Origin of the sequence: Geobacillus sp. YHL (genome assembly GCF_022341265.1) — a bacterium.
Taxonomy (GTDB): Bacteria; Bacillota; Bacilli; order Bacillales; family Anoxybacillaceae; genus Geobacillus; species Geobacillus thermoleovorans.
Genome location: NZ_JAEIGB010000032.1, coordinates 1 through 21,785 on the forward strand (window position 1 = coordinate 1; position 21,785 = coordinate 21,785).

Annotated in this window: 20 protein-coding genes, 2 rRNA genes, 1 pseudogene and 2 riboswitches; of the genes and pseudogenes, 19 read left to right on the forward strand and 4 right to left on the reverse strand. The window is 52.1% G+C overall.

The genetic code is table 11. From position 1 onward, the window contains the following. Positions 1–192: 192 nt before the first annotated feature. From rrf to tsaD, 5 genes are all read left to right on the forward strand, one after another. Positions 193–309: ribosomal RNA gene (gene rrf / locus JCR24_RS16660) — 5S ribosomal RNA — on the forward strand. 232 nt (positions 310–541) lie between these two features. Continuing rightward, positions 542–1,000, forward strand: coding sequence for a tRNA (adenosine(37)-N6)-threonylcarbamoyltransferase complex ATPase subunit type 1 TsaE (gene tsaE / locus JCR24_RS16665; protein ID WP_013144048.1), 459 nt, complete (start codon positions 542–544; stop codon positions 998–1,000). Further along, positions 997–1,737, forward strand: coding sequence for a tRNA (adenosine(37)-N6)-threonylcarbamoyltransferase complex dimerization subunit type 1 TsaB (gene tsaB / locus JCR24_RS16670; protein ID WP_238981056.1), 741 nt, complete (start codon positions 997–999; stop codon positions 1,735–1,737). Before tsaE ends, tsaB begins: the two co-directional genes overlap by 4 nt. After that, entirely contained in the window at positions 1,697–2,149 is a 453-nt protein-coding gene (rimI, locus tag JCR24_RS16675) for a ribosomal protein S18-alanine N-acetyltransferase (protein WP_238981057.1), read from the forward strand. The genes tsaB and rimI overlap by 41 nt, the downstream gene beginning before the upstream one ends. Next, the gene (gene tsaD / locus JCR24_RS16680; RefSeq protein WP_238981058.1) at positions 2,146–3,159 is read left to right on the forward strand and encodes a tRNA (adenosine(37)-N6)-threonylcarbamoyltransferase complex transferase subunit TsaD; all 1,014 of its coding nucleotides are present in this window, start codon (positions 2,146–2,148) and stop codon (positions 3,157–3,159) included. Before rimI ends, tsaD begins: the two co-directional genes overlap by 4 nt. 322 nt (positions 3,160–3,481) lie before the next feature. Here tsaD and JCR24_RS16685 read toward each other — a convergent pair whose 3' ends face one another. After that, positions 3,482–5,407, reverse strand: a complete 1,926-nt coding sequence (locus tag JCR24_RS16685; RefSeq protein WP_238981059.1) for an ABC-F family ATP-binding cassette domain-containing protein — start codon at positions 5,405–5,407, stop codon at positions 3,482–3,484. A gap of 96 nt (positions 5,408–5,503) precedes the next feature. Between JCR24_RS16685 and moaC the strand changes: the two genes are divergently transcribed. From moaC to tatC, 4 genes are read left to right on the forward strand one after another with little or no spacing between them, the layout of a single operon-like run. Further along, positions 5,504–5,992 carry a cyclic pyranopterin monophosphate synthase MoaC gene (gene moaC / locus JCR24_RS16690; RefSeq protein ID WP_011229750.1) on the forward strand — a complete coding sequence of 163 codons (489 nt, stop codon included), beginning with the start codon at positions 5,504–5,506 and terminating at the stop codon, positions 5,990–5,992. Between the two features lie 15 nt (positions 5,993–6,007). Further along, the gene (locus tag JCR24_RS16695; protein ID WP_013144051.1) at positions 6,008–6,649 is read left to right on the forward strand and encodes a redox-sensing transcriptional repressor Rex; all 642 of its coding nucleotides are present in this window, start codon (positions 6,008–6,010) and stop codon (positions 6,647–6,649) included. A 17-nt stretch (positions 6,650–6,666) separates the two neighbouring features. After that, positions 6,667–6,819: a twin-arginine translocase TatA/TatE family subunit gene (tatA, locus tag JCR24_RS16700; protein WP_013144052.1), complete on the forward strand. Its 153-nt coding sequence runs from the start codon at positions 6,667–6,669 to the stop codon at positions 6,817–6,819. A gap of 20 nt (positions 6,820–6,839) precedes the next feature. Next, the gene (tatC, locus tag JCR24_RS16705; protein ID WP_013144053.1) at positions 6,840–7,583 is read left to right on the forward strand and encodes a twin-arginine translocase subunit TatC; all 744 of its coding nucleotides are present in this window, start codon (positions 6,840–6,842) and stop codon (positions 7,581–7,583) included. Between the two features lie 183 nt (positions 7,584–7,766). On the opposite strand, the gene JCR24_RS16710 is transcribed toward tatC, so the two are convergent. Both JCR24_RS16710 and JCR24_RS16715 read right to left on the reverse strand, forming a co-directional pair. Continuing rightward, on the reverse strand, positions 7,767–7,946 hold the full coding sequence (locus JCR24_RS16710; RefSeq protein WP_013522803.1) for a YdiK family protein: 180 nt from the start codon (positions 7,944–7,946) through the stop codon (positions 7,767–7,769). Next, positions 7,943–8,677, reverse strand: a complete 735-nt coding sequence (locus JCR24_RS16715) for a CPBP family intramembrane glutamic endopeptidase (protein ID WP_238981060.1) — start codon at positions 8,675–8,677, stop codon at positions 7,943–7,945. Before JCR24_RS16715 ends, JCR24_RS16710 begins: the two co-directional genes overlap by 4 nt. A gap of 355 nt (positions 8,678–9,032) precedes the next feature. On the opposite strand from JCR24_RS16715, the gene groES reads away from it, so the two are divergent. After that, on the forward strand, positions 9,033–9,317 hold the full coding sequence (groES, locus tag JCR24_RS16720; protein ID WP_013144057.1) for a co-chaperone GroES: 285 nt from the start codon (positions 9,033–9,035) through the stop codon (positions 9,315–9,317). Between the two features lie 104 nt (positions 9,318–9,421). Continuing rightward, complete coding sequence (gene groL / locus JCR24_RS16725; RefSeq protein ID WP_011229758.1) at positions 9,422–11,038, forward strand: chaperonin GroEL; 1,617 nt, start codon at positions 9,422–9,424, stop codon at positions 11,036–11,038. A 166-nt stretch (positions 11,039–11,204) separates the two neighbouring features. Here the strand turns inward: groL and JCR24_RS16730 are convergent, their stop codons facing one another. After that, positions 11,205–11,624: a hypothetical protein gene (locus tag JCR24_RS16730; RefSeq protein ID WP_238981061.1), complete on the reverse strand. Its 420-nt coding sequence runs from the start codon at positions 11,622–11,624 to the stop codon at positions 11,205–11,207. A 113-nt stretch (positions 11,625–11,737) separates the two neighbouring features. On the opposite strand from JCR24_RS16730, the gene fumC reads away from it, so the two are divergent. The 8 genes and pseudogenes from fumC to JCR24_RS16770 form a co-directional block, all read left to right on the forward strand. Then, the gene (gene fumC, locus JCR24_RS16735; RefSeq protein WP_033005457.1) at positions 11,738–13,108 is read left to right on the forward strand and encodes a class II fumarate hydratase; all 1,371 of its coding nucleotides are present in this window, start codon (positions 11,738–11,740) and stop codon (positions 13,106–13,108) included. A 190-nt stretch (positions 13,109–13,298) separates the two neighbouring features. Next, positions 13,299–14,255, forward strand: coding sequence for an AAA family ATPase (locus JCR24_RS16740; RefSeq protein WP_238981062.1), 957 nt, complete (start codon positions 13,299–13,301; stop codon positions 14,253–14,255). Beyond that, positions 14,252–15,433, forward strand: a complete 1,182-nt coding sequence (locus JCR24_RS16745; protein ID WP_348272649.1) for a DUF58 domain-containing protein — start codon at positions 14,252–14,254, stop codon at positions 15,431–15,433. Before JCR24_RS16740 ends, JCR24_RS16745 begins: the two co-directional genes overlap by 4 nt. Further along, positions 15,430–17,592: a transglutaminase TgpA family protein gene (locus JCR24_RS16750; RefSeq protein WP_014194758.1), complete on the forward strand. Its 2,163-nt coding sequence runs from the start codon at positions 15,430–15,432 to the stop codon at positions 17,590–17,592. The genes JCR24_RS16745 and JCR24_RS16750 overlap by 4 nt, the downstream gene beginning before the upstream one ends. Positions 17,593–17,632: 40 nt before the next feature. After that, positions 17,633–17,734: riboswitch (purine riboswitch) on the forward strand. Positions 17,735–17,795: 61 nt separating this feature from the next. Next, entirely contained in the window at positions 17,796–19,328 is a 1,533-nt protein-coding gene (guaA, locus tag JCR24_RS16755; protein ID WP_011229763.1) for a glutamine-hydrolyzing GMP synthase, read from the forward strand. Positions 19,329–19,416: 88 nt separating this feature from the next. After that, a riboswitch (purine riboswitch) is annotated at positions 19,417–19,518 on the forward strand. 100 nt (positions 19,519–19,618) lie between these two features. After that, complete coding sequence (locus JCR24_RS16760; RefSeq protein WP_011229764.1) at positions 19,619–20,944, forward strand: NCS2 family permease; 1,326 nt, start codon at positions 19,619–19,621, stop codon at positions 20,942–20,944. A 76-nt stretch (positions 20,945–21,020) separates the two neighbouring features. Beyond that, a pseudogene (locus JCR24_RS16765) lies at positions 21,021–21,408 on the forward strand (GNAT family N-acetyltransferase); the annotation flags it as partial. 295 nt (positions 21,409–21,703) lie between these two features. Then, a 16S ribosomal RNA gene (locus JCR24_RS16770) occupies positions 21,704–21,785 on the forward strand; the annotation flags it as partial.

A 21,785-nucleotide genomic window follows, 5' to 3' on the forward strand; every position in this document is an offset into this window, starting at 1 on the left:
GCAGGGATTTCCGATCCCGAAGGCGAAGGTTATTTGACCCCGAGCGGCGGCGAGCCGGAGCTGGACAATGCGAAAAGCGCAGGCGAGCGGCTTCTTCCTGAGCACGGTTATCTAGTTTTGAAGGAATGAATTTCCTTCTTGACATTGTTTGTTTTTCAAGTATAATAAATGATGTCAAAATCCAACCGCTTGCCTAGTGGCTATGGCGGAGGGGAAACACCCGTTCCCATCCCGAACACGGAAGTTAAGCCCTCCAGCGCCGATGGTAGTTGGGGCCAGCGCCCCTGCAAGAGTAGGTCGCTGCTAGGCAGCTTCATTCACCAGGGAGTTTCGACACGCCTCATTCCCTTTTTCTTTTTAGGGGCGATTGCGCAACAGGGCGATCTGTCAGCGAGCCAAAAGGCTGCGCGGGATCGTCCTTTTTGTTTTTCCTTTTCTCCTATGCCTATTTTTCGTTTTGGAAGTGGCGGCAAGATGTTCGGATATGATACAATTTCAAAAGCAAGAGTGAAGATGATAAAAGGGGATAAGGTAGAACAAAATGAAAAAAATTGAAATTTTGGTGCATTCTCCGGAAGAAACGAAGTCGGTGGCCCGCCGGCTGGCGGAACATCTTGAGCCGGGAATGGTCATCGCATTAGAAGGTGATCTCGGGGCGGGAAAGACGACGTTTACGAAAGGTCTTGCTGAAGGGCTGGGCATTACGCAAACGGTCAATAGCCCAACGTTTACGATTATTAAGCAATATGATGGTCGGCTTCCGCTTTATCATATGGATGTATACCGACTTGAAGATGAATGGGAAGATCTTGGATTTGACGAATATTTTGCTGGCGATGGTGTTACGGTTGTTGAATGGGCGCATTTGATCGCCGGCCAGTTGCCTGAGGAACGGCTGACCGTTTTCTTGTTTCATCGTGGCGGCGATGAGCGGTTGCTTCGCTTTGAGCCGTCGGGGGAGCGTTATGAACAGTTGTGCAAGGAGATTTTTCCGTCATGAAAGTATTGGGAATTGATACATCGAATATGCCGCTTGGCATTGCGTTGGTAGATGGTGATGTCGTGAAAGGGGAATTCATCACTAATGTGAAAAAAGACCATTCATCCCGGGCGATGCCAGCCATTGAGTTGTTGCTTCGACGATGTGACGTTGCTCCAAAAGATCTCGATTTAATCGTTGTAGCGAAAGGGCCGGGGTCGTATACCGGGGTGCGGATCGGCGTGACGATTGCGAAAACGCTTGCCTGGTCGCTCGGTATTCCGATCGCCGGAGTGTCGAGCCTTGAGGTGCTCGCCGCCAATGGCCGTTATTTTCCTGGGGTGATCGTTCCGCTGTTTGACGCACGGCGCGGACAAATTTACACCGGGCTTTATCGCTACGAAGGCGGTGCGCTCCGCTGTCTTGAGGAGGACAGGATTGTGGCGGCGGATGAGTGGGCGCGTTGGTTGAGCAAGCAGGAAGAGGATGTATTGTTCATTGGTGCGGATGCACCGCTATATCGTGATTTGTTTCGAAGTCATTTAGGCGAACGGGTTCACGTGGCCCCGCCGTCTTTGGCGTTGCCGCGTCCGAGCGAGTTGGTAATGCTAGGCAAACAAAAAGAGCGCGAGAACGCCCATGTGTTTGTGCCGAATTACCTCCGCCTTGCCGAGGCGGAGGCGAAATGGCTCGCGAAACAAAAAGGGGAACAGAACGATGGGGATCAATGTTCAATTTCGGCCAATGACCATTCATGACATTGATGAAGTCGTGCAAGTCGAGCGGGCATCGTTTACTTCGCCTTGGAGCCGTGAATCGTTTTACAACGAGCTCATGTACAACCGCTACGCCAAATATATCGTCATGGTGTACAACGGGCGGATCATCGGGTATGGTGGGATGTGGCTTGTCATCGATGAGGCGCATGTGACGAATGTAGCCGTGTTGCCGCAGTTTCGTGGGCAAAAGCTTGGTGAAGCGCTCATGCGACGCTTGATGGACATGGCCAGGCAGCACGGGGCGGCGATGATGACGCTTGAGGTGCGCGTGTCCAATCATGTTGCCCAGTCGCTGTACCGAAAGCTTGGGTTTCGCAACGGAGGCATTCGCAAACGGTATTATCCGGATAACTTTGAAGACGCGTTAGTCATGTGGGTGAAGCTGAGATGAATGAGGACGTGTATGTATTAGGCATTGAAACGAGCTGCGATGAAACGGCGGCAGCAGTCGTGAAAAACGGAAGAGAGGTTTTATCGAATGTAGTGGCGTCGCAAATGGAAAGCCATCGGCGGTTTGGCGGCGTCGTGCCGGAAATTGCTTCCCGCCATCATGTGGAGCAAATTACGCTCGTTATTGAGGAAGCGATGCAGCAGGCCGGCGTATCGTTTGCGGACCTTGATGCGGTGGCGGTGACGGCCGGACCGGGGCTTGTCGGAGCGCTTCTTGTCGGGGTCAACGCGGCGAAAGCGTTAGCGTTTGCCCATGGATTGCCGCTTATTGGGGTGCATCATATCGCCGGTCATATTTACGCCAATCAATTAGTGACCGAAATGAAGTTCCCGCTGTTGGCGCTCGTCGTTTCCGGTGGTCATACGGAACTCGTGTTCATGAAGGAGCACGGGAATTTTGTGGTGATCGGTGAAACGCGCGATGACGCTGCCGGTGAGGCGTATGACAAGGTGGCGCGGGCTTTAGGCCTTCCGTACCCAGGAGGACCGCACATCGACCGGCTGGCTCATGAGGGAGAGCCAGTGATTGATTTGCCGCGAGCGTGGCTTGAGGAAGGTTCGTATGATTTCAGCTTCAGCGGCTTAAAATCGGCGGTTCTCAATGCGCTCCACAATGCGAAGCAGCGCGGTGAGGAGATCGATCCGAGACAGATGGCCGCGAGCTTTCAGGCCAGCGTCGTCGATGTGCTGGTGACGAAAACGGTGCAGGCCGCCAAAGAATACCGCGTACGGCAAGTGCTGCTCGCCGGGGGGGTGGCGGCCAACCGCGGGCTGCGGGCTGCACTGCAGGAGAAAATGAAAGAGCTTCCCGACGTGGAGCTTGTCATCCCGCCGTTATCGCTATGCACCGATAATGCTGCGATGATTGCCGTTGCGGGAACAGTGTTATATCAACAAGGAAAGCGGGCTGATTTGGCGCTCAACGCCAATCCAAGCTTGCCGCTTGTCTAGGCAGTTGGCTGAAACGCGAAAGACACCGAAGGGCGATCCGTTTGCGGCAGGCAAACGGATCGTCCTTTTTATTTTCATGTGAAAAAAGTTTGTGTATATTTTTATCCACAAATCTGTGGACAATGTGGAAAAAGCGGTAAAACATGATCAACATAAGAAAGACAATACACAGCGATTTTTGTGTAACAAGGAAGATGTTTTTTGTGGATAGTGTGGAAAAGTTGGTGAATAACTTATATTCCATGGTGGAAATTGTGGATTCTTTTGTGGATAATGTGACTAACTAAAGAACAACCCGCCGAAACTAGAGGCGGGTTGTCGGTTATAGTGAAGTATAAAGCTGTTCCCATTCGGCCAATAACATTTCGACTCGCTGCTTCCGCTCGTCGTTTTCTTGCGTCAATCGTTGCATCGTCTCATAGTCGCCGTAAACGGATGGATCACAAAGTTGCTGCTCGATCTCAGCGATTTGTGCTTCAAGCGTTGCAATCTCGGCTTCGATTTCATCCAAGCGGCGTTGGCGCTGGCGCCGTCGTTTTTTTTCCTCTTTTTCTTGCTCGTATGTCGTTTTGGCAGAATCACTTGCCGTTTCTGTCGGGCGGACGTTCAGGAGTGCCAGTTCGCGCATTTCTTCTTTTTTGGCGATGTAGTAATCATAGTCGCCTAAGTATTCCGTTAGGCCTCCGCTGGAAAGTTCAAACACCTTTGTTGCGATTCGGTTGATGAAATAGCGGTCGTGGGAAACGAACAAAATCGTTCCCGGGTAGTCGATGAGCGCTTGCTCGAGCACTTCTTTGCTGTCGAGGTCTAGATGGTTTGTCGGTTCGTCCAAAAGAAGGACATTTGCTTTTTGCAACATCAACTTGGCGAGCGCCAGGCGTGCTTTCTCCCCGCCGCTTAAAGCGGAGACCGGTTTTAAAACGTCATCGCCGGAAAACAGGAAGTTGCCGAGCACGGTGCGAATTTCTTTTTCTGTCTTTTCGGGGTAGGCGTCCCACAGCTCGTCAAGCACCCGTTTGTTCGATGACAAATCAGCTTGGTCTTGATCGTAATAGCCGATTTGGACGTTTGCGCCGTAGCGGAGCTCTCCTGTTTGGATAGGGAGTTTTCGGGCGATCGCCTTCAGCAATGTCGACTTGCCGATGCCGTTCGGCCCGACTAGGGCGACGCTTTCGCCGCGCGTGATGCGGAAGCTGATTTGGCGGATGATGGGTGCACCGTCGTCATAGCCAACGGCTATGTCTTCAGCGGTGAGCACTTCATAGCCGCTCGGTCGATCGATCGAGAACGAAAAGGAGGCTGATTTTTCATCGCCGACAGGCCGTTCGAGCCGTTCTATTTTTTCCAGTTGCTTTCGCCGGCTTTGCGCCCGTTTGGCCGTCGAGGCACGTGCGATGTTGCGCTGGATGAAGTCTTGGAGTCGGGCGATTTCTTCTTGCTGTTTCTCGTACCGTCTTAACTCTTGTTCGTATTGCTCGGCCCGCAACTCCAAATAGCGGCTGTAGTTGCCGGCATAGTGTTTGAGCGTGGCATTCGACAGTTCGTATACGTCGGTGACGATTTTGTCTAAAAAGTAGCGGTCGTGGGAAACAACCAGGACGGCACCGGGATAGGCTTGCAAGTACTGCTCCAGCCAGGCAAGCGTCTCAAGATCCAAATGGTTCGTCGGCTCGTCCAAAATCAATAAATCCGGCTTGGACAACAGCAATTTCCCAAGGGCAAGCCGCGTCCGCTGTCCGCCGCTTAACGACGAGACCGGCGTAGTTTTATAATCATATGAGGAAAACTGCAGCCCGTACAAAACGGAGCGGATGTCGGCTTCGTATTGGTAGCCGCCTTGTTCTTTGTATTGTTCTTGCAGCTCGTCATACATTTTCAGCGTTTTTTCATAGCGAGCGGGATCGGCGAGTACGTCCGGGTCGCCGAGTTGCATGCTGAGTTCGGCAAGCTGTTTTTCGAGTCCTAGAAGCGGGGTGAATACCTCGAGCATTTCGTCCCAAATGGAACGCGGCGAGTCGAGCCCGCTGTTTTGCGCCAAATAGCCGATTTTGATATGGTTTGGTTTGATGATTTTGCCGCTGTCGAAAGAGAGTTCACCGGCGATGATTTTCAACAATGTCGATTTTCCCGCTCCGTTGCGGCCGACAAGGGCGATTCGGTCGCGGGACTGTATTTCTAGTTTTATATTCGATAAAATAAGGTCAGCACCGAAATATTTCGTGAGCCCGTGCACTTGCAAAATGATCATGTCCGTCACCTCGCGAATAGTTTAACGCAAGTCGCGAAAACGGTCAAAGACGAATGATGAAAAATCGTGTATAGTGTATAAATGGAGGAGATTGTATTGTCATCGTTCACTCATTTCAATGAACAAGGGCGCGCGAAAATGGTTGATATTACGCACAAAGAAGATACTGTGCGAGTGGCTGTGGCGCAAACGAGCGTGACTGTCAGCCGGGAAATTTACGAAAAAATGACGAGCAATGCGATCGAGAAAGGGGATGTGCTCGCCGTCGCTCAAGTGGCGGGGGTGATGGCGGCGAAGAAGACAGCTGACCTTATTCCAATGTGTCACCCGCTTATGTTAAAGGGTGTGGACATTGCTTTTGCTTGGGAAAACGATGGAGAAGCGCATAAGCTCGTCATCACGGCAACGGTGAAAACGAAAGGGAGCACAGGAGTGGAAATGGAAGCGCTGACGGCCGCTTCGGTCTGTGCGTTGACAGTGTACGATATGTGCAAGGCGCTTGATAAAGGAATGGTCATCGGTCCGACGTATTTGGTCGAAAAAACGGGCGGGAAGTCTGGCCATTACCGACGGAAAACCGATTAGCTAGGGGATGAGATCATGAGCAACGAACAACCGAAAATTCCGCAGGCAACCGCCAAACGGCTGCCGCTTTACTATCGGTTTTTGAAAAACTTGCACGCTTCCGGCAAGCAACGCGTCTCCTCTGCCGAGTTGAGCGAGGCGGTGAAAGTCGATCCGGCGACGATCCGCCGTGATTTCTCCTATTTTGGCGCGCTTGGTAAAAAGGGATACGGGTATAATGTCAATTATTTGTTGTCGTTTTTCCGCCGGACGCTTGAAGAGGATGAGGTGACCGAAGTCGCCTTGTTTGGCGTCGGCAATTTAGGCACCGCCTTTTTAAACTATAATTTTTCGAAAAACAACAATACGAAAATCGTGATGGCGTTTGATGTCGATGAGCGGAAAGTAGGAACGACAGTCGGCGGGGTGCCGGTCTATCATCTCGATGAGTTGGAGGAGCGGCTTCACGAAAACATCCCGGTCGCCATTTTAACCGTGCCGGCCGCCGCGGCTCAAGCGCTGACCGACCGCCTTGTCGCGCAAGGAATTAAAGGCATTTTAAACTTTACTCCGGCGCGGTTGAACGTGCCGAACCATATTCGCGTCCATCATATCGATTTAGCCATTGAGCTGCAGTCGCTCGTCTATTTTTTGAAAAACTATCCATCGCCATCGTAAAAAGGAGAGAACAACACATGAAATATTTGTTGCTCGTTGCTGTGATTTTGTTGCTGTTTGGCACGAAAAAGCTGCCGGAATTAGGGCGGTCGTTCGGCCAGTCGCTTCGCGAGTTTAAAGACGCCACAAAAGGGCTCGCTGATGACGAAGAAACGAAAACCGACCGATGACAAGGCAGGATGGAGAAACAATGAATGACAAAGAAATGTCGGTGTATGAGCATCTGGGTGAACTGCGAAAACGGCTCATCATCGTGCTCATCTTTTTTGCTGCGGCGCTTGTCGTTAGTTTCTTTTTTGTCGATGATGTCATTTTGTATTTGCAGCGAACGGCCGAGGCGAAGCATTTGACCATGAACGCCTTCCGCCTCACCGATCCGATTAAAGTGTATTTTCAGTTTGCCTTTGTCATCGCAGCTGTGCTGTCGGCTCCGGTGCTGTTGTATCAAATTTGGGCGTTTGTAAGCCCCGGTCTGTATGAAAAAGAGCGGAAAGTGACGTTAAGCTATATCCCGGCGTCGATCGTTCTTTTTTTAGCAGGCGTCAGCTTCGCTTATTTCGTCTTGTTTCCGTTTGTCGTTCGATTTATGAGCCAGCTGGCTGACCAACTAGGGGTTCAACAAATGATCGGCATTAATGAATATTTTCAGTTTTTGCTTCAGCTCGTGCTGCCGTTTGGCATCGTGTTTCAGCTGCCGATCGTCGTGTTGTTTTTCACCCGCTTAGGGCTTATTACGCCGCAGCTTCTTGTTCGCATCCGCAAGTATGCGTATTTGGCGCTGCTTATTTTAGCGGCGGTCATTACGCCGCCGGATGTGCTGTCGCAAGTGATCGTCATGATTCCGCTCACCATTTTGTATGAAGGAAGCATTTGGGTGGCGCGCATCGGCTATCGGAAAGCGCAGCGAGCAGCCGAGGAGGAAGGCAATGAGTGAGGCGGGACGAAAAACATTGAGAGGAAAGCGAGCAAGGCCGGGCCAAACGAAGGGGCTGTCTCAAAAGCCGCAAAACAGGGTTTTGAGGCCGGCCTCTTGTTTTTTTGTTTCCATTTTCACAATATGATCGCCGTCATGAGATTGATGTTCTGGTCCCTTCCCGTGCGAATCACGGGAAGGGGGTCAGCGTTTTGAGGCGAAAAGAAGGCGAAGGGCGGTGCCGAAATCAAAGGCAGCGAGCGCCGCTAAAGCGATGGTGGAGACGTTCCAAACCGTTTCATGAGCACTTTCGATGGCCAAATACGTAAACATTGAGCCTAAGACGAAATACAGAAGCGAAAACAGCCGAGGGTTTCGCATCATAGCCAAACCCTCCAAACGGCGAGCGGCAGCTCGGACTGGCGCATCATTTTCTCAATCTCGTCGGCCAACAGCGTCTGCATGGCGACGACGAACGTATTCATGGCGACATGGGCGAAAATCGGCACGAAAATGCGTCCGGTTTTCGCGTATAAAAACGCGAATACCATCCCCATGGATGTGTACAGAAGCAAATGTTCCGGCTCCATATGGACAAGGGCAAACAAGAGCGAACTGACAAGCGCAGCAAGCCAAAAGTTGTATTTTTCATAAAGCGAGCCGAAAATGATTTTGCGGAAGATGATCTCTTCCAAAATCGGGCCGATGACGGAGGTGACGACGACCAACAGCGGCGTCAGGCGGATGATATCGATGATTTGCCTTGTATTTTCCGACCCTGGTTTGATGCCGAGCAACCGCCATTCGATGTTGGCGGCGATGCTTTGCGCCGTGAGCGCCAAAAAGACGCCCAAGACCGCCCACATCCACGAGGAACCAAGCGGCAGCCGCCGCATCATTCGTTCGTTGCGGTCACCGCGGAGCAGCCATAGGATCATAACAAAAGCGAGCAGGAAACTAATGATCGCCCAATACCCGGAAGCCAGTTTGGCGGCTTCGAGGCGGCTTTCCGTTCCTTGGCCGACGCCGAGGGCGCGAAGAAGCGGCACGCCGACAAAGGCGGACAGCTGCATGACGATATACGTGATGATGACGTACCAGTGGTTGCGTTTCAAACCCTCTACCCCTTTTATTTCAAATTATATCCGTATTGTAGCACATGTATGGCGAAAATAGTAAGAAAACTGCATCCTCGCATCCCACCTCACCGCCGTAAAAAAATTAACCGGAGCCGTTTATCAGTCCGAGGAATGTGAAATAATGAAAATGAGCTCCGCGCGGATGGGGAGTAGAGGCAAAACAACCGGCTCCTTTTGCTCTTTCTTCTTTAGGAGAGAAAAACCGTTATTTTTTTGCATTTCCTACTTGCAAAACGGAAAGAAGTTCATTAATATTATAAGTGTGTTAGCACTCGATAGTGATGAGTGCTAATAAGAACGGCGAAAACTATCGTTAAGGAGGTCGTTTCCCGTGTTGAAGCCATTAGGCGATCGCATTGTCATTGAAGTCGTGGAAACAGAAGAAAAAACGGCTAGCGGCATTGTGCTGCCGGATACGGCGAAAGAAAAACCGCAAGAAGGCCGCGTTGTCGCTGTCGGTGCAGGCCGCGTGCTCGATAACGGCCAACGCATCGCGCCGGAAGTCGAAGTTGGCGACCGCATTATCTTCTCGAAATATGCGGGCACAGAAGTGAAATACGACGGCAAAGAATACTTAATTTTGCGCGAAAGCGATATTTTGGCTGTCATCCGCTAATATATGCGTTCATCACATAAACATTCCGAAAACATACTGGGTACTTAATCGGATACTTAACTTGTGGCACGCAGTCCAACAATTTCATAAGGAGGTAACGGGGTATGGCAAAACAAATCAAGTTCAGCGAAGAAGCGCGCCGTGCGATGTTGCGCGGGGTGGACAAACTTGCAGACGCAGTGAAAGTCACATTAGGTCCGAAAGGCCGCAACGTCGTATTGGAGAAAAAATTCGGTTCGCCGCTCATCACGAATGACGGGGTAACGATCGCGAAAGAAATCGAGCTCGAAGATCCGTTTGAAAACATGGGCGCGAAATTGGTCGCTGAAGTCGCCAGCAAAACGAACGACATCGCTGGGGACGGTACAACAACCGCTACGGTATTGGCTCAAGCGATGATCCGCGAAGGCTTGAAAAACGTAGCAGCTGGTGCCAACCCGATGGGCATCCGTCGCGGTATCGAAAAAGCGGTTGCTGTTGCGGTTGAAGAATTGAAAGCCATCTCCAAACCGATTAAAGGAAAAGAGTCGATCGCCCAAGTTGCTGCGATCTCGGCTGCTGACGAAGAAGTCGGCCAATTGATCGCTGAAGCGATGGAACGCGTTGGCAATGATGGCGTTATCACGCTTGAAGAGTCGAAAGGCTTCACGACGGAACTCGACGTTGTCGAAGGGATGCAATTCGACCGCGGTTACGTTTCACCGTACATGATTACGGATACGGAAAAAATGGAAGCTGTCCTTGAAAATCCGTACATCCTCATCACGGACAAAAAAGTATCGAGCATTCAAGAACTGTTGCCGGTCTTAGAACAAGTCGTCCAACAAGGCCGTCCGCTCCTGATCATTGCGGAAGATGTTGAAGGCGAAGCATTGGCGACGCTTGTTGTCAACAAACTGCGCGGCACGTTCAATGCGGTTGCTGTCAAAGCGCCTGGTTTCGGCGATCGCCGCAAAGCGATGCTCGAAGACATTGCGATTTTGACAGGCGGCGAAGTGATCTCGGAAGAGCTTGGCCGTGAATTAAAATCGACGACGATCGCGTCGCTTGGTCGTGCGGCGAAAGTTGTTGTCACGAAAGAAACGACGACGATCGTCGAAGGCGCTGGCGATTCGGAGCGCATCAAAGCGCGCATCAACCAAATCCGTGCGCAGCTTGAAGAAACGACGTCCGAATTCGACCGCGAAAAACTGCAAGAACGCTTGGCGAAATTGGCTGGCGGCGTAGCGGTCATCAAAGTCGGTGCGGCAACAGAAACAGAATTGAAAGAACGCAAACTGCGCATCGAAGACGCGCTCAACTCGACTCGTGCGGCTGTTGAAGAAGGCATTGTCGCCGGCGGTGGCACGGCTCTCATGAACATCTACAACAAAGTCGCTGCCATCGAAGCGGAAGGCGATGAAGCAACCGGTGTGAAAATCGTATTGCGCGCGATCGAAGAACCGGTTCGTCAAATCGCGCAAAACGCTGGTCTGGAAGGCTCGATCATCGTTGAGCGCCTGAAAAACGAAAAACCGGGCATCGGCTTCAATGCGGCAACAGGTGAATGGGTCGACATGATCGAAGCTGGTATCGTTGACCCGACGAAAGTCACTCGTTCGGCGCTGCAAAACGCTGCATCTGTCGCCGCAATGGTCTTGACGACAGAAGCGGTCGTTGCCGACAAACCGGAAGAAAACAAAGGCAACAACAACATGCCGGATATGGGCGGCATGATGTAATCCGCCTAGCGAAACAAAGAACACTGGGAGTAATCCCGGTGTTCTTTTTCTTTTTGACTATATATGCCTCAGCCAGGTGTTCTTACAGCCGCTGATCGGGTGAAGGGCAGCTGTTGTTTCTCCCTCATATCGCTATTCTATTGCACCTTTTCCTCCGCTGTGCTAGTTATCGCACCTCAATGAAAAACGCATAAATCGCATCCCCTTTTTTCCAAGAGGCGTGAATGGCATAAATGTATGCCCCTTTCTTTTCCGGAAGAGTAATGATTCCGTTTTGCACCGGGCGCCAGTCGGCATCTCCGCCGTTCCATACACCCGCTTCGATCGTCAACGGGCGGTCGTCAAATTGGAGGTGTAATTTTGCCCCAGGGGCAACCGGATAGGGATTCATGTTTTTCACGAGCAGCGGCGGGGCGGCAGCGTCGGCCACGACTCCGCGGCCGCCTGTTGACCATGTATATGTTCCGAGGCGGTGGTCGATTGTCTCTCCGTCGACGGCCAATCGTAAGTCAGGCGGTTGGATGTCGCCCGATTGGCAACCGGACAGCCATACAGCGATGAGGAGCCATAGCCATCTATTTTTCATGTCGTTTCCCCCTTTCTCAGTTAGACGTTTTGCCTGCTCATTTGTTTCATTGTCGATTGTGATTTTGGGTAAAATTAGAAATGGAAAGGCGATATCCAAAGGAGGAGAATGGAATGAACGTGCGGATTGAACGCGATTCGCTCGGTGAGGTGCAGGTGCCGGCTGATAAGTACTGGGGGGCGCAGACGGAGCGAAGCCGGCAAAACTTTCACATCGGCACGGAAACAATGCCGTTGGAATTGATCTATGCGTATGCCGAGCTGAAAAAAGCGGCGGCCATCGTCAACCACCGAGCCGGGAAGTTGAGCGAAGCGAAGCAGCGGGCAATTGTCGCCGCGTGCGAGGAAATTTTGGCGGGCCAATGGGATGAGCATTTCCCGCTCGTCGTCTGGCAGACGGGAAGCGGGACGCAGACGAACATGAACGTCAATGAAGTCGTGGCGAGACGGGCGAGCGAGCTGCTGGATGAGGGGGAAGGGCGCATTCACCCGAACGATGATGTGAACATGTCGCAAAGCTCGAACGACACATTCCCAACTGTGATGCATATCGCGATCTTCACGAAGATCCAAACGCACCTCCTGCCAGCGCTTGATGGCTTGATCGGGACATTCGCGACCAAAGAACGCCAATATGGGAAGACGATCAAAATCGGGCGCACCCACTTGCAAGACGCGACGCCGCTCACATTTGGGCAGGAGATTTCCGGTTGGCGGGCGATGCTTGAGAAAAGCAAGGCGATGATCATGGAGGCGAGTGAGAAGCTGCTTGATTTGGCGATCGGCGGCACGGCGGTTGGCACCGGAATCAATGCGCCGCCGGGATTTGGCGAGCAAGTGGCCGAGCAGCTAAAAACGCAGACGGGCTATCCGTTCCGTTCGTCAACCAATAAATTCCATGCGCTGACAAGCCATGATGAGATCGTGTATGTCCACGGAGCGTTGAAAGCGCTCGCCGCCGATTTGATGAAAATCGCCAACGATATCCGCTGGCTGGCGAGCGGGCCGCGCTCCGGGCTCGGGGAGATCACGATTCCAGCCAATGAACCCGGAAGCTCGATCATGCCGGGGAAAGTGAATCCAACGCAAAGCGAAGCGATGACGATGGTCGCTGTGCAAGTGTTCGGCAATGACGCCACGATCGGCTTTGCGGCGAGCCAAGGCAACTTCCAATTAAATGTGTTCAAGCCGGTCATCGCCTATAACGCCATTCAGTCCGTGCAGCTACTCGGCGATGTGATCCACTCGTTTGATGAACGGTGCGCCCAAGGGCTGGAGGCGAACGAAGCGAAAATGAAAGAATACGTGGACCGCTCACTCATGCTCGTGACGGCGTTGAGCCCGCGTATCGGCTACGACCGGGCGGCGGAAATCGCGAAGCTCGCCCATCGCGAAGGGTTGACGCTCAAGGAAGCGGCGTTGAAAACAGGCTATGTGACGGCGGAACAGTACGAGGAATGGGTGAGACCGGAGAAAATGATTTAAGGGAAAAGCGCTCATCCCGCTTCCGTGGGATGGGCGTTTTCATTTTTGACTTCTCCCTTTTTTCTCCTTCTCCCCTTTGTTGCAAATCCATTCCAAAAGTTGTGTATATTCGATATTATATTAATAGTAGAAACTAGATAGTGCCTACTCCTAAAAGTCCCATTGATCACCATAAAAGGAGTTTGATGTCATGACGATCAACGAACCGTTGCTTTCCCCGCTTGAGCAAGTTGTCCGCAATATTGAACAAGTCATTGTCGGAAAACGCAATGTCATTGTGCTCAGTTTAACGGCGCTGTTGGCCAAGGGCCATGTGTTGCTTGAAGATGTGCCGGGCGTCGGCAAGACGATGCTTGTGCGCGCGCTGGCGAAATCATTCAACGTGGAGCTCAAGCGCATTCAGTTTACGCCGGATTTGCTGCCGAGCGATGTGATCGGCGTTTCCGTCTATAATCCAAAAGAACGGCAGTTTGAGTACAAGCCCGGCCCGATTGTCGCTCATATTGTGTTGGCTGATGAGATTAACCGGACGTCGCCGAAAACGCAGTCGGCGCTGCTTGAGGCGATGGAAGAAGGAAGTGTGACGGTGGATGGTGTCACGCGGGCGCTGCCGCAGCCGTTTTTTGTGATGGCGACGCAAAACCCGATTGAATATGAAGGAACGTATCCGCTTCCTGAGGCCCAGCTTGACCGGTTTTTGTTGAAATTGCATATGGGCTATCCGTCCCCTGACGAGGAAATCGAAATGTTAAACCGTCTAGAAAAGACGGCACCGCTGGCGGAGATCGGCCCGGTGATGTCGCTTGATGAATTGCTTGCGCTGCAACGAAAGGTAGCCGACGTGCATGTGAGCGATACCGTGAAACGATATATCGTCGATCTTATCCAGCAAAGCCGTCAGCATGAAGCGGTCTATTTAGGCGTCAGCCCGCGCGGATCGGCCGCATTGATGAAAGCGGCGCAGGCGTACGCGTTCATCCATGGCCGCGATTTTGTCATCCCCGATGATGTGCAGCAGCTCGCTCCCTATGTGCTCGCCCACCGCCTGCTCGTCCGGCCGGAAGCGAAATGGGACAAGTTTGATGCAGAAGCCATCATCGGACAGCTCATTGCCCGCACGCCGGTGCCGGTGCCAGGGCGGCGATGAGCATGAGAGGAAAATGGAATGGCCGACGATGGCCCGCTTTTCTTCGCCTGTTGATTTTGGCGGCTGTCTTGTTTTCGTACGCCATGTTTCAAGGTGGATTTGTCAGCTGGTTTTTGTTTTACAGCTTTTTGCCGTTCGGTTTGTATGCGTTCTTGGTCGCGATGTATCCGCTTCGACGCGCCGCGGTAAGCCGGACGGTGCCGGCGCGGCGCTACCATGCGGGTGAATCGATTCCGGTGATGGTTCGTATCGAGTTGCCGTGGGCGGTTCCGCTGGCGGCGCTTGCTGTTGCTGAGGAAGGGCGGAAGCACGGAGGAGAGATGATTGCGATTGCTTGGCCGTTTCGCCGCCACCTTTCTTGTACATGGCCGCTTTCCTTGCCGCGCGGCCGTCATCAATTGGAAGCTGTTCGCTTGGAAGCGCGCGATGTCTTTGGCTGGGTGAACAAAACGGCATCGTTTTATGCCCCGTGCACGGTTATCGTCTATCCACGTTATATCCAATGGCCGCCTGAGATGGTGCGCGAATGGTTTGCCCAAGGAAAAGCTGCGCGCACACTTGCCTATCGCCGCGATATGGCCGTGGCGGCCGGCGCCCGTGAATACGTGCCTGGGGACAAAATGTCGTGGGTGCATTGGAAGGCGTCAGCGCGCAGACAGGAACTGATGACCAAAGAGTTTGATGAACAGCGCAATGACGATTGGATCGTTGTGCTCGACGGCGCCGCTTCTCCATGGTTTGAGGAGCTTGTCACGTTAGCGGCTTCCGTATCGAAGGCGTTGATGGATGAAGGGGTGCCGGTCGGGCTGCTCGTTGCTGGAAAAGAGCGTTCTTTCTTAGCGCCGCGCCGCCATGACGGACAGTGGCAGTCGATTCTTCTCCGGTTGGCGGAAGTGGACGTCGGCGGCCAAGAGCCGCTCGCGCATGTTTTAGCTGAGGAGGCGAGCTGGAGGACGGCTGCTGGTTGCATCATTGTGACGTCCGCGTTGTCCGCCCAGTTGGCCGGGCAGCTCCGAGCAATGGCGCCAAAACGCCATATTGTTCTGTATGTTGTCAGCCGTGAATGGGGAGAGGATGAGCGGAATTGGGCGGACAGGCTTCGCCGCAGCGGAGTGTATGTGTCGCGCATTGACCCGCAGGCGTTGCAAACCGTCCGGCAAGGAGGAGGAGATGGATGAGACCGTTAGGGGCAAACATGTTATCTACCGTGCTGCCTAACGCCCTAGCCGCTTGGCTGCTCACGGAATGGCTTTGGCCGTTAGAGGCCGTCACCGATACAGCGCATATAGGTGTGTTTGTATCATTTGTCGCCCTTTGTTTCGGACTTCATTTGCTCCGTGTTCCCATATGGCTTTCCGCGCTCGGAAAAATGGTTTATATATGGTGGGCGCTTTCTCGCCTATTTTCTTTTGCTTCGATCGCCGCTTTGCCTCATGCGCTTTGGCGGGATAGCACCGTCTGGTTGTCGGGCGATTGGTCTTCTATGCCGGGCGATGCGCTGCGCACCTTTGTCTTTTTTCTGCTGTTATGGGCCGTTTCGTTCCTGTTGCATTGGCTTATTGTACGGCGGAATCGGTGGTTTGTCCCATACGCGTTGACAGTTGGGTATATCGCTGTGCTTGATACGTTTCTGCCATATAGCGGCAACGGGGCGATCCTTCGTCTTGTTGCGCTCGGCTTTTTTGCCTTCGTTTGGTTCCAGGGTGAAGAGCTGCAGGCAAAAGCGCCGTCTTTTCGCATCGGAAAGTGGCGGGCGGCCGCTCTGTTCATTCCTGCCGTCGCTCTTGCGGTTGGGTATGCGGGTCCGAAGCTGCCGCCGCAATGGCCGGATCCGGTGGCGTTTATCCGCAGCTATCACGCCCAGCCGGAAGAAACGAACGATGACTCACCTTCTCCTGGTGTGGCAAAAGTGGGATATGGGCAAAATGATTCCCGCCTCGGCGGGCCGTTTATTGCTGATGATACCGTCGTTTTCATTGCCAAAGACCAAGGCCGTCATTATTGGCGCGTCGAAACGAAAGACATTTACACAGGAAAAGGGTGGGAAGCGTTTCAAAGCGAACAAGTCCAGTCGTTTGGAAACGGTGAGCTGATTAGGTATGAATGGTGGAGCGACAAAGTCAAGACAGTCGAGCAGACGGCGGAAATCACCCGCCAAGACCAGGCGTTTCATCTCGTCTATCCGCTCGGCTTGCAACAGGTGCAAACGTCTGACCATATCGTCTACCGCATGCATATGGCGACGGAAAAAATTTATACGAGCGATCAAAACGCCAACGCGCTTCCGATCCGTCAGTATATGCTGACGTATATGGAGCCAGATTTTCCGATTGAGGCATTGCGCGCCGCGCCTCCTGTCCAAAACCCGCCCTTTTTGAAACGCTATACGCAATTGCCAGAGACGCTTCCGCAACGGGTTCGCGAGTTGGCGAAGCAAATTACTGATGGAAAAGAAACCGTGTACGACAAGGTAAAAGCGATCGAGCAATACTTCCATCTGAACGGATACACGTACGAAACGACGGACGTCGCTGTTCCCGGGCCTGATCAAGATTACGTCGACCAGTTTTTATTTGAGACGAAGCAAGGGTATTGCGACAATTTTTCCACCTCGATGGCGGTGCTCGTCCGCACACTGGGCATTCCAGCGCGCTGGGTGAAAGGGTACACATCCGGACGGTTGGTTGGGGAACAAGACGGGCAATCGGTTTATGAAGTGCGCAACAACGACGCCCATTCATGGGTCGAAGTGTATTTTGAAGGCATCGGCTGGGTGCCGTTTGAACCGACGCAAGGGTTTGTCAATCCATATGCGTTCTCGCTTGCCGCTTCGAATCCAGAGGAGCCAGAACCACAGCTGCAGCCGGAAGAACGGGAAACGCCGCGTGTGCCGCTCGATCAATTACTTGAGCAACCTTCGACGGCACAGGGGGAGCATTGGTGGGAGAAGCTGGCGGATGTTTGGTCGTGGAAAATGGGGTTGACCGCGCTGGTCGTGTTGGCCGTGTTGGGCGGAGCGGCCTATGCGACAAGGCGGAAATGGTGGCCGCGCTTTACGCTGTTTCGGTTCCGCCGCCGGAAACTCGATGGGGCCGCCTGGCTCATTTCTGCGTACGGGGCGCTTCTTCGCCATTTGCAAGATTATGGACTTAAGCGTCGGCCGCATGAAACGCTGCGTCAATACGCCGCCGAAGTGGATCGCCTGTTTGAAACAGATGAAATGAATCGGTTGACGAAACTATATGAACGCGCCGTATACGGAACGGGAATCAAGGAAGCCAATGTCCGTGAAGCGGTGGAATTGTGGGAAAATTTAATAAAAAGGACGATCTCTTGACCGTATGCCGGCAAGTTGATAGAATGAACTCAAATTTGCATACGGATAGACGAAAACCCTTCATATAAGCGCAAGAATATGGCTTGCGCGTCTCTACCGGGCCGCCGTAAACGGCCCGACTATGAAGGCAGAAGACGCTGCTATTCTGCCTTCATCCATATTTTGGGCAATGGCAGCGTTATTTTTTTGACGGGGTGGAAAACATGAACCAAGAAATGATCGTCGTCTTGGACTTTGGCAGTCAATATAACCAGCTGATTACCCGCCGCATCCGAGAGTTTGGCGTCTACAGCGAACTGCATCCGCACACGATCCGTGCTGAGGAAATTCGTGCGCTGAACGCCAAAGGAATCATTTTCTCGGGCGGTCCAAACAGCGTGTATGATGAACAAGCGTTTACATGCGATCCAGCGATTTTTGAGCTGGGGCTGCCGATTTTAGGGATTTGCTACGGGATGCAGCTGATGGCGCACCATTTAGGAGGTAAGGTGGAAAAAGCGACGCATCGTGAATACGGCAAAGCGCTCATCCAAGTGAAAAACGATTCTTTGCTTTTTCATGGTTTGCCGGACGAGCAAGTCGTTTGGATGAGCCACGGCGATTTGGTGACCGCTCCGCCAGCTGGTTTCGCTGTCGATGCGACGAGCCCTTCGTGCCCGATTGCTGCGATGAGTGACGAACGGCGAAAATGGTATGGAGTGCAATTCCATCCAGAAGTGCGCCACTCGGTATACGGCAATGATCTATTGAAGAAATTTGTCTTTGAGGTATGCGGCTGCCGGGGCGACTGGACGATGGAAAACTTTATTGATGAGCAGGTGCGCCGCATCCGTGAACAAGTGGGCGGAAAAAAAGTGCTGTGCGCCTTAAGCGGCGGAGTCGATTCGTCGGTTGCTGCCGTTTTGGTGCACCGCGCCATTGGCGATCAACTTACTTGTATTTTCGTCGACCATGGCCTTTTGCGCAAAGGTGAAGCCGAAAGCGTCATGAAGACGTTCCGTGAGCAGTTCCAAATGAATGTCATTAAAGTTGATGCGAAAGACCGCTTTTTGGCGAAACTCAAAGGGGTTACGGACCCGGAACAAAAGCGGAAAATCATCGGCAACGAGTTTATTTACGTATTTGACGACGAGGCGGCCAAGCTTGAAGGCATTGAATTTTTGGTGCAAGGCACGCTCTATACCGACATTATCGAAAGCGGCACGGCGACGGCGCAAACGATCAAATCGCATCATAATGTCGGCGGTTTGCCGGAAGATATGAAATTCGAACTGATCGAACCGCTCAATACGCTGTTTAAAGACGAAGTGCGTGCACTCGGCACGCAACTAGGAATCCCAGACGAAATCGTCTGGCGGCAGCCGTTCCCGGGGCCAGGGCTTGGCATCCGTGTTCTTGGAGAAGTGACGGAAGAAAAATTGGAAATCGTTCGCGAATCAGACGCCATTTTGCGCGAAGAAGTGAAAAAAGCTGGGTTGGACCGCGAAATTTGGCAATACTTTACCGTCCTTCCCGACATTCGCAGCGTTGGGGTGATGGGGGATGCCCGCACGTACGATTATACGGTGGCCATCCGCGCGGTGACCTCGATTGACGGGATGACCGCCGATTGGGCGCGCATCCCGTGGGATGTGCTCGAGCGGATTTCAACGCGCATCGTCAATGAGGTGCCGCATGTCAACCGCGTCGTCTACGATATTACAAGCAAGCCTCCGGCAACGATCGAGTGGGAATAAAAACGAACAAAAGACGAACATTTCCAAAGAAATGTTCGTCTTTTTTCTTGACAGGTCATCTTCAGGCTGATACAATAGCCGTGGAATCATGAATATTGTTGAATTCCGTCGTATAATCCCGGGAATATGGCTCGGGAGTTTCTACCAAGCTACCGTAAATAGCTTGACTACGAGGGATGCGGGATCGGAGAGTGCTTGTTTGTCCTCTCTCTGTTCGTCATTCCTTCCTAGTCAACGCTTCTGGTAGCTGCTAGAAGCGTTTTTTATTTTATGTATAGGAGGGGGCAGACGTGAGAAAGTACTTCCAGTTTGATGAGCTCGGCACGAACTATCGAACGGAGATTATCGCCGGGCTGACGACGTTTTTGTCGATGGCGTACATTTTGTTCGTCAACCCATTTACCTTGTCGTTAGGGGCTGTGAAAGATTTTCCTGATGAACTGCGCATTGACCAAGGCGCCGTGTTTGTCGCCACGGCTTTGGCAGCGGCGTACGGATCGATTTTGATGGGAGTGTTGGCCCGCTATCCAATCGCCTTGGCGCCTGGGATGGGGCTGAATGCCTTTTTCGCCTTCACCGTCGTGCTGCATATGGGCATTCCGTGGCAAACAGCGCTGGCAGGAGTGTTTGTTTCCGGCATCATTTTTACGATTTTATCGCTCACCGGCATTCGGGAAAAAATTATCGATGCCATCCCGGTTGAACTGAAATATGCAGTCAGCGCCGGAATTGGGCTGTTCATCACGTTCATCGGCTTGCAAAACGCTGGAATTATTGTCGATAACAAAGCAACGCTCGTCGGATTAAGTTCGTTGAAAGACGGCAATACACTGTTGGCCATTTTTGGATTGTTCATTACTGTTGTTTTGATGGTAAGAAAAGTAAACGGCGGCGTCTTTTACGGCATGGTCATTACCGCGATTGTCGGCATGATTTTCGGTTTGATCAAAGTGCCGCATCAAATTGTCGGCGCTATTCCGGACATTTCACCAACCTTCGGTGTAGCGATCAAGCATTTGCCGGACATTTTCTCGTGGAAAATGCTCGGTGTTGTCTTAACGTTCTTTATTGTCGACTTTTTCGATGCGACCGGGACGCTCTTGGCTGTCGCCAACCAAGCCGGGTTGTTGAAAAACAATAAACTGCCGCGCGCCGGCAAAGCGCTGCTTGTCGATGCGACAGCGGTGATGGTTGGGGCGGTGTTCGGCACATCGACAACGACGTCGTACATCGAATCGTCAGCCGGCGTCGCCGCTGGAGGACGCTCAGGGTTTTCCGCGGTCGTGACGGGGATTTTGTTCTTGCTGGCGTTGTTCTTCTCGCCGCTGTTAAGCGTCATTACCGCACCGGTCACCGCGCCAGCGCTCATCATCGTCGGGGTATTAATGGCCTCGTCGATCGGCGAAATTGACTGGAAGAAGTTCGAAGTCGCTGTACCGGCATTCTTCACGCTCATCACGATGCCGCTTTCCTACAGCATCGCCACTGGGATTGCCGTTGGCTTCATCTTCTACCCGATCACGATGATTTTAAAAGGCCGCGGCAAAGACGTGCATCCGCTGTTGTATGTGCTGTTTGTCGTTTTTATTTGTTACTTCGTCTTTTTGCGGGAATAGTAACGGAGACGCAAGACTGTTCCAAAAGGCAGTTTGGATAGCCTTTCGGAGCAGTCTTTTTTGTATGTCCTAAAAGGTCGGTCAAGGATTGCGGAAATTTGCTGCTGGCAATGGTTTTGAGGCAGGGATTTGGCATCGTGGCCAATTGGCCGGTGTCATTGGAATTCATTATAATATTGATCGGGTGAATCGAAAAACGAGCATTGGCTTACTGGCTTGGCGAATCGTTTCAAGGAATGGGATTGATGACGAAAGCATGCAAGGCGTGCATTGACTATTTGTTGGTTGAGCAGGGGATGAATCGTGTCGAAATCCGCTGTGCGGTAGAAAATCAACGGAGCAGAGCGATTCCTGAACGGCTGGGATTTACGAATGAAGGGACGATTCGAGATGTGAAGTGGCTTTACGATCATTTTGTTGACCATGTTGTGTACGGGATGTTAGCAAGAGAGTGGAAGAGATAAGAACAAAGCGGTTTTGATTTGAAAGAAAAAATCTTGAATGAACAGTTGACACATCAAAACAGAGGTGCTATATTAATAGAGCCGTTTCGGTGCGGCGAAAAAAAGCAAAAAATGTGTTGACAAAAACAAAAAAAGGTGATATATTATAAGAGTCGCTTTCGAGGAAGAGAATTCCTCGAACAAAGAAAGAATAGCTCGTTCCTTGAAAACTGAACGAAACGAAGCGCAATAGAAAGGCTGAGGCTGCTTGACACGTTTGGTGTCGGTGCCGAAGCTGACAAAGCCAATCAACTTTCTTTTGGAGAGTTTGATCCTGGCTCAGGACGAACGCTGGCGGCGTGCCTAATACATGCAAGTCGAGCGGACCGGATCGGAGC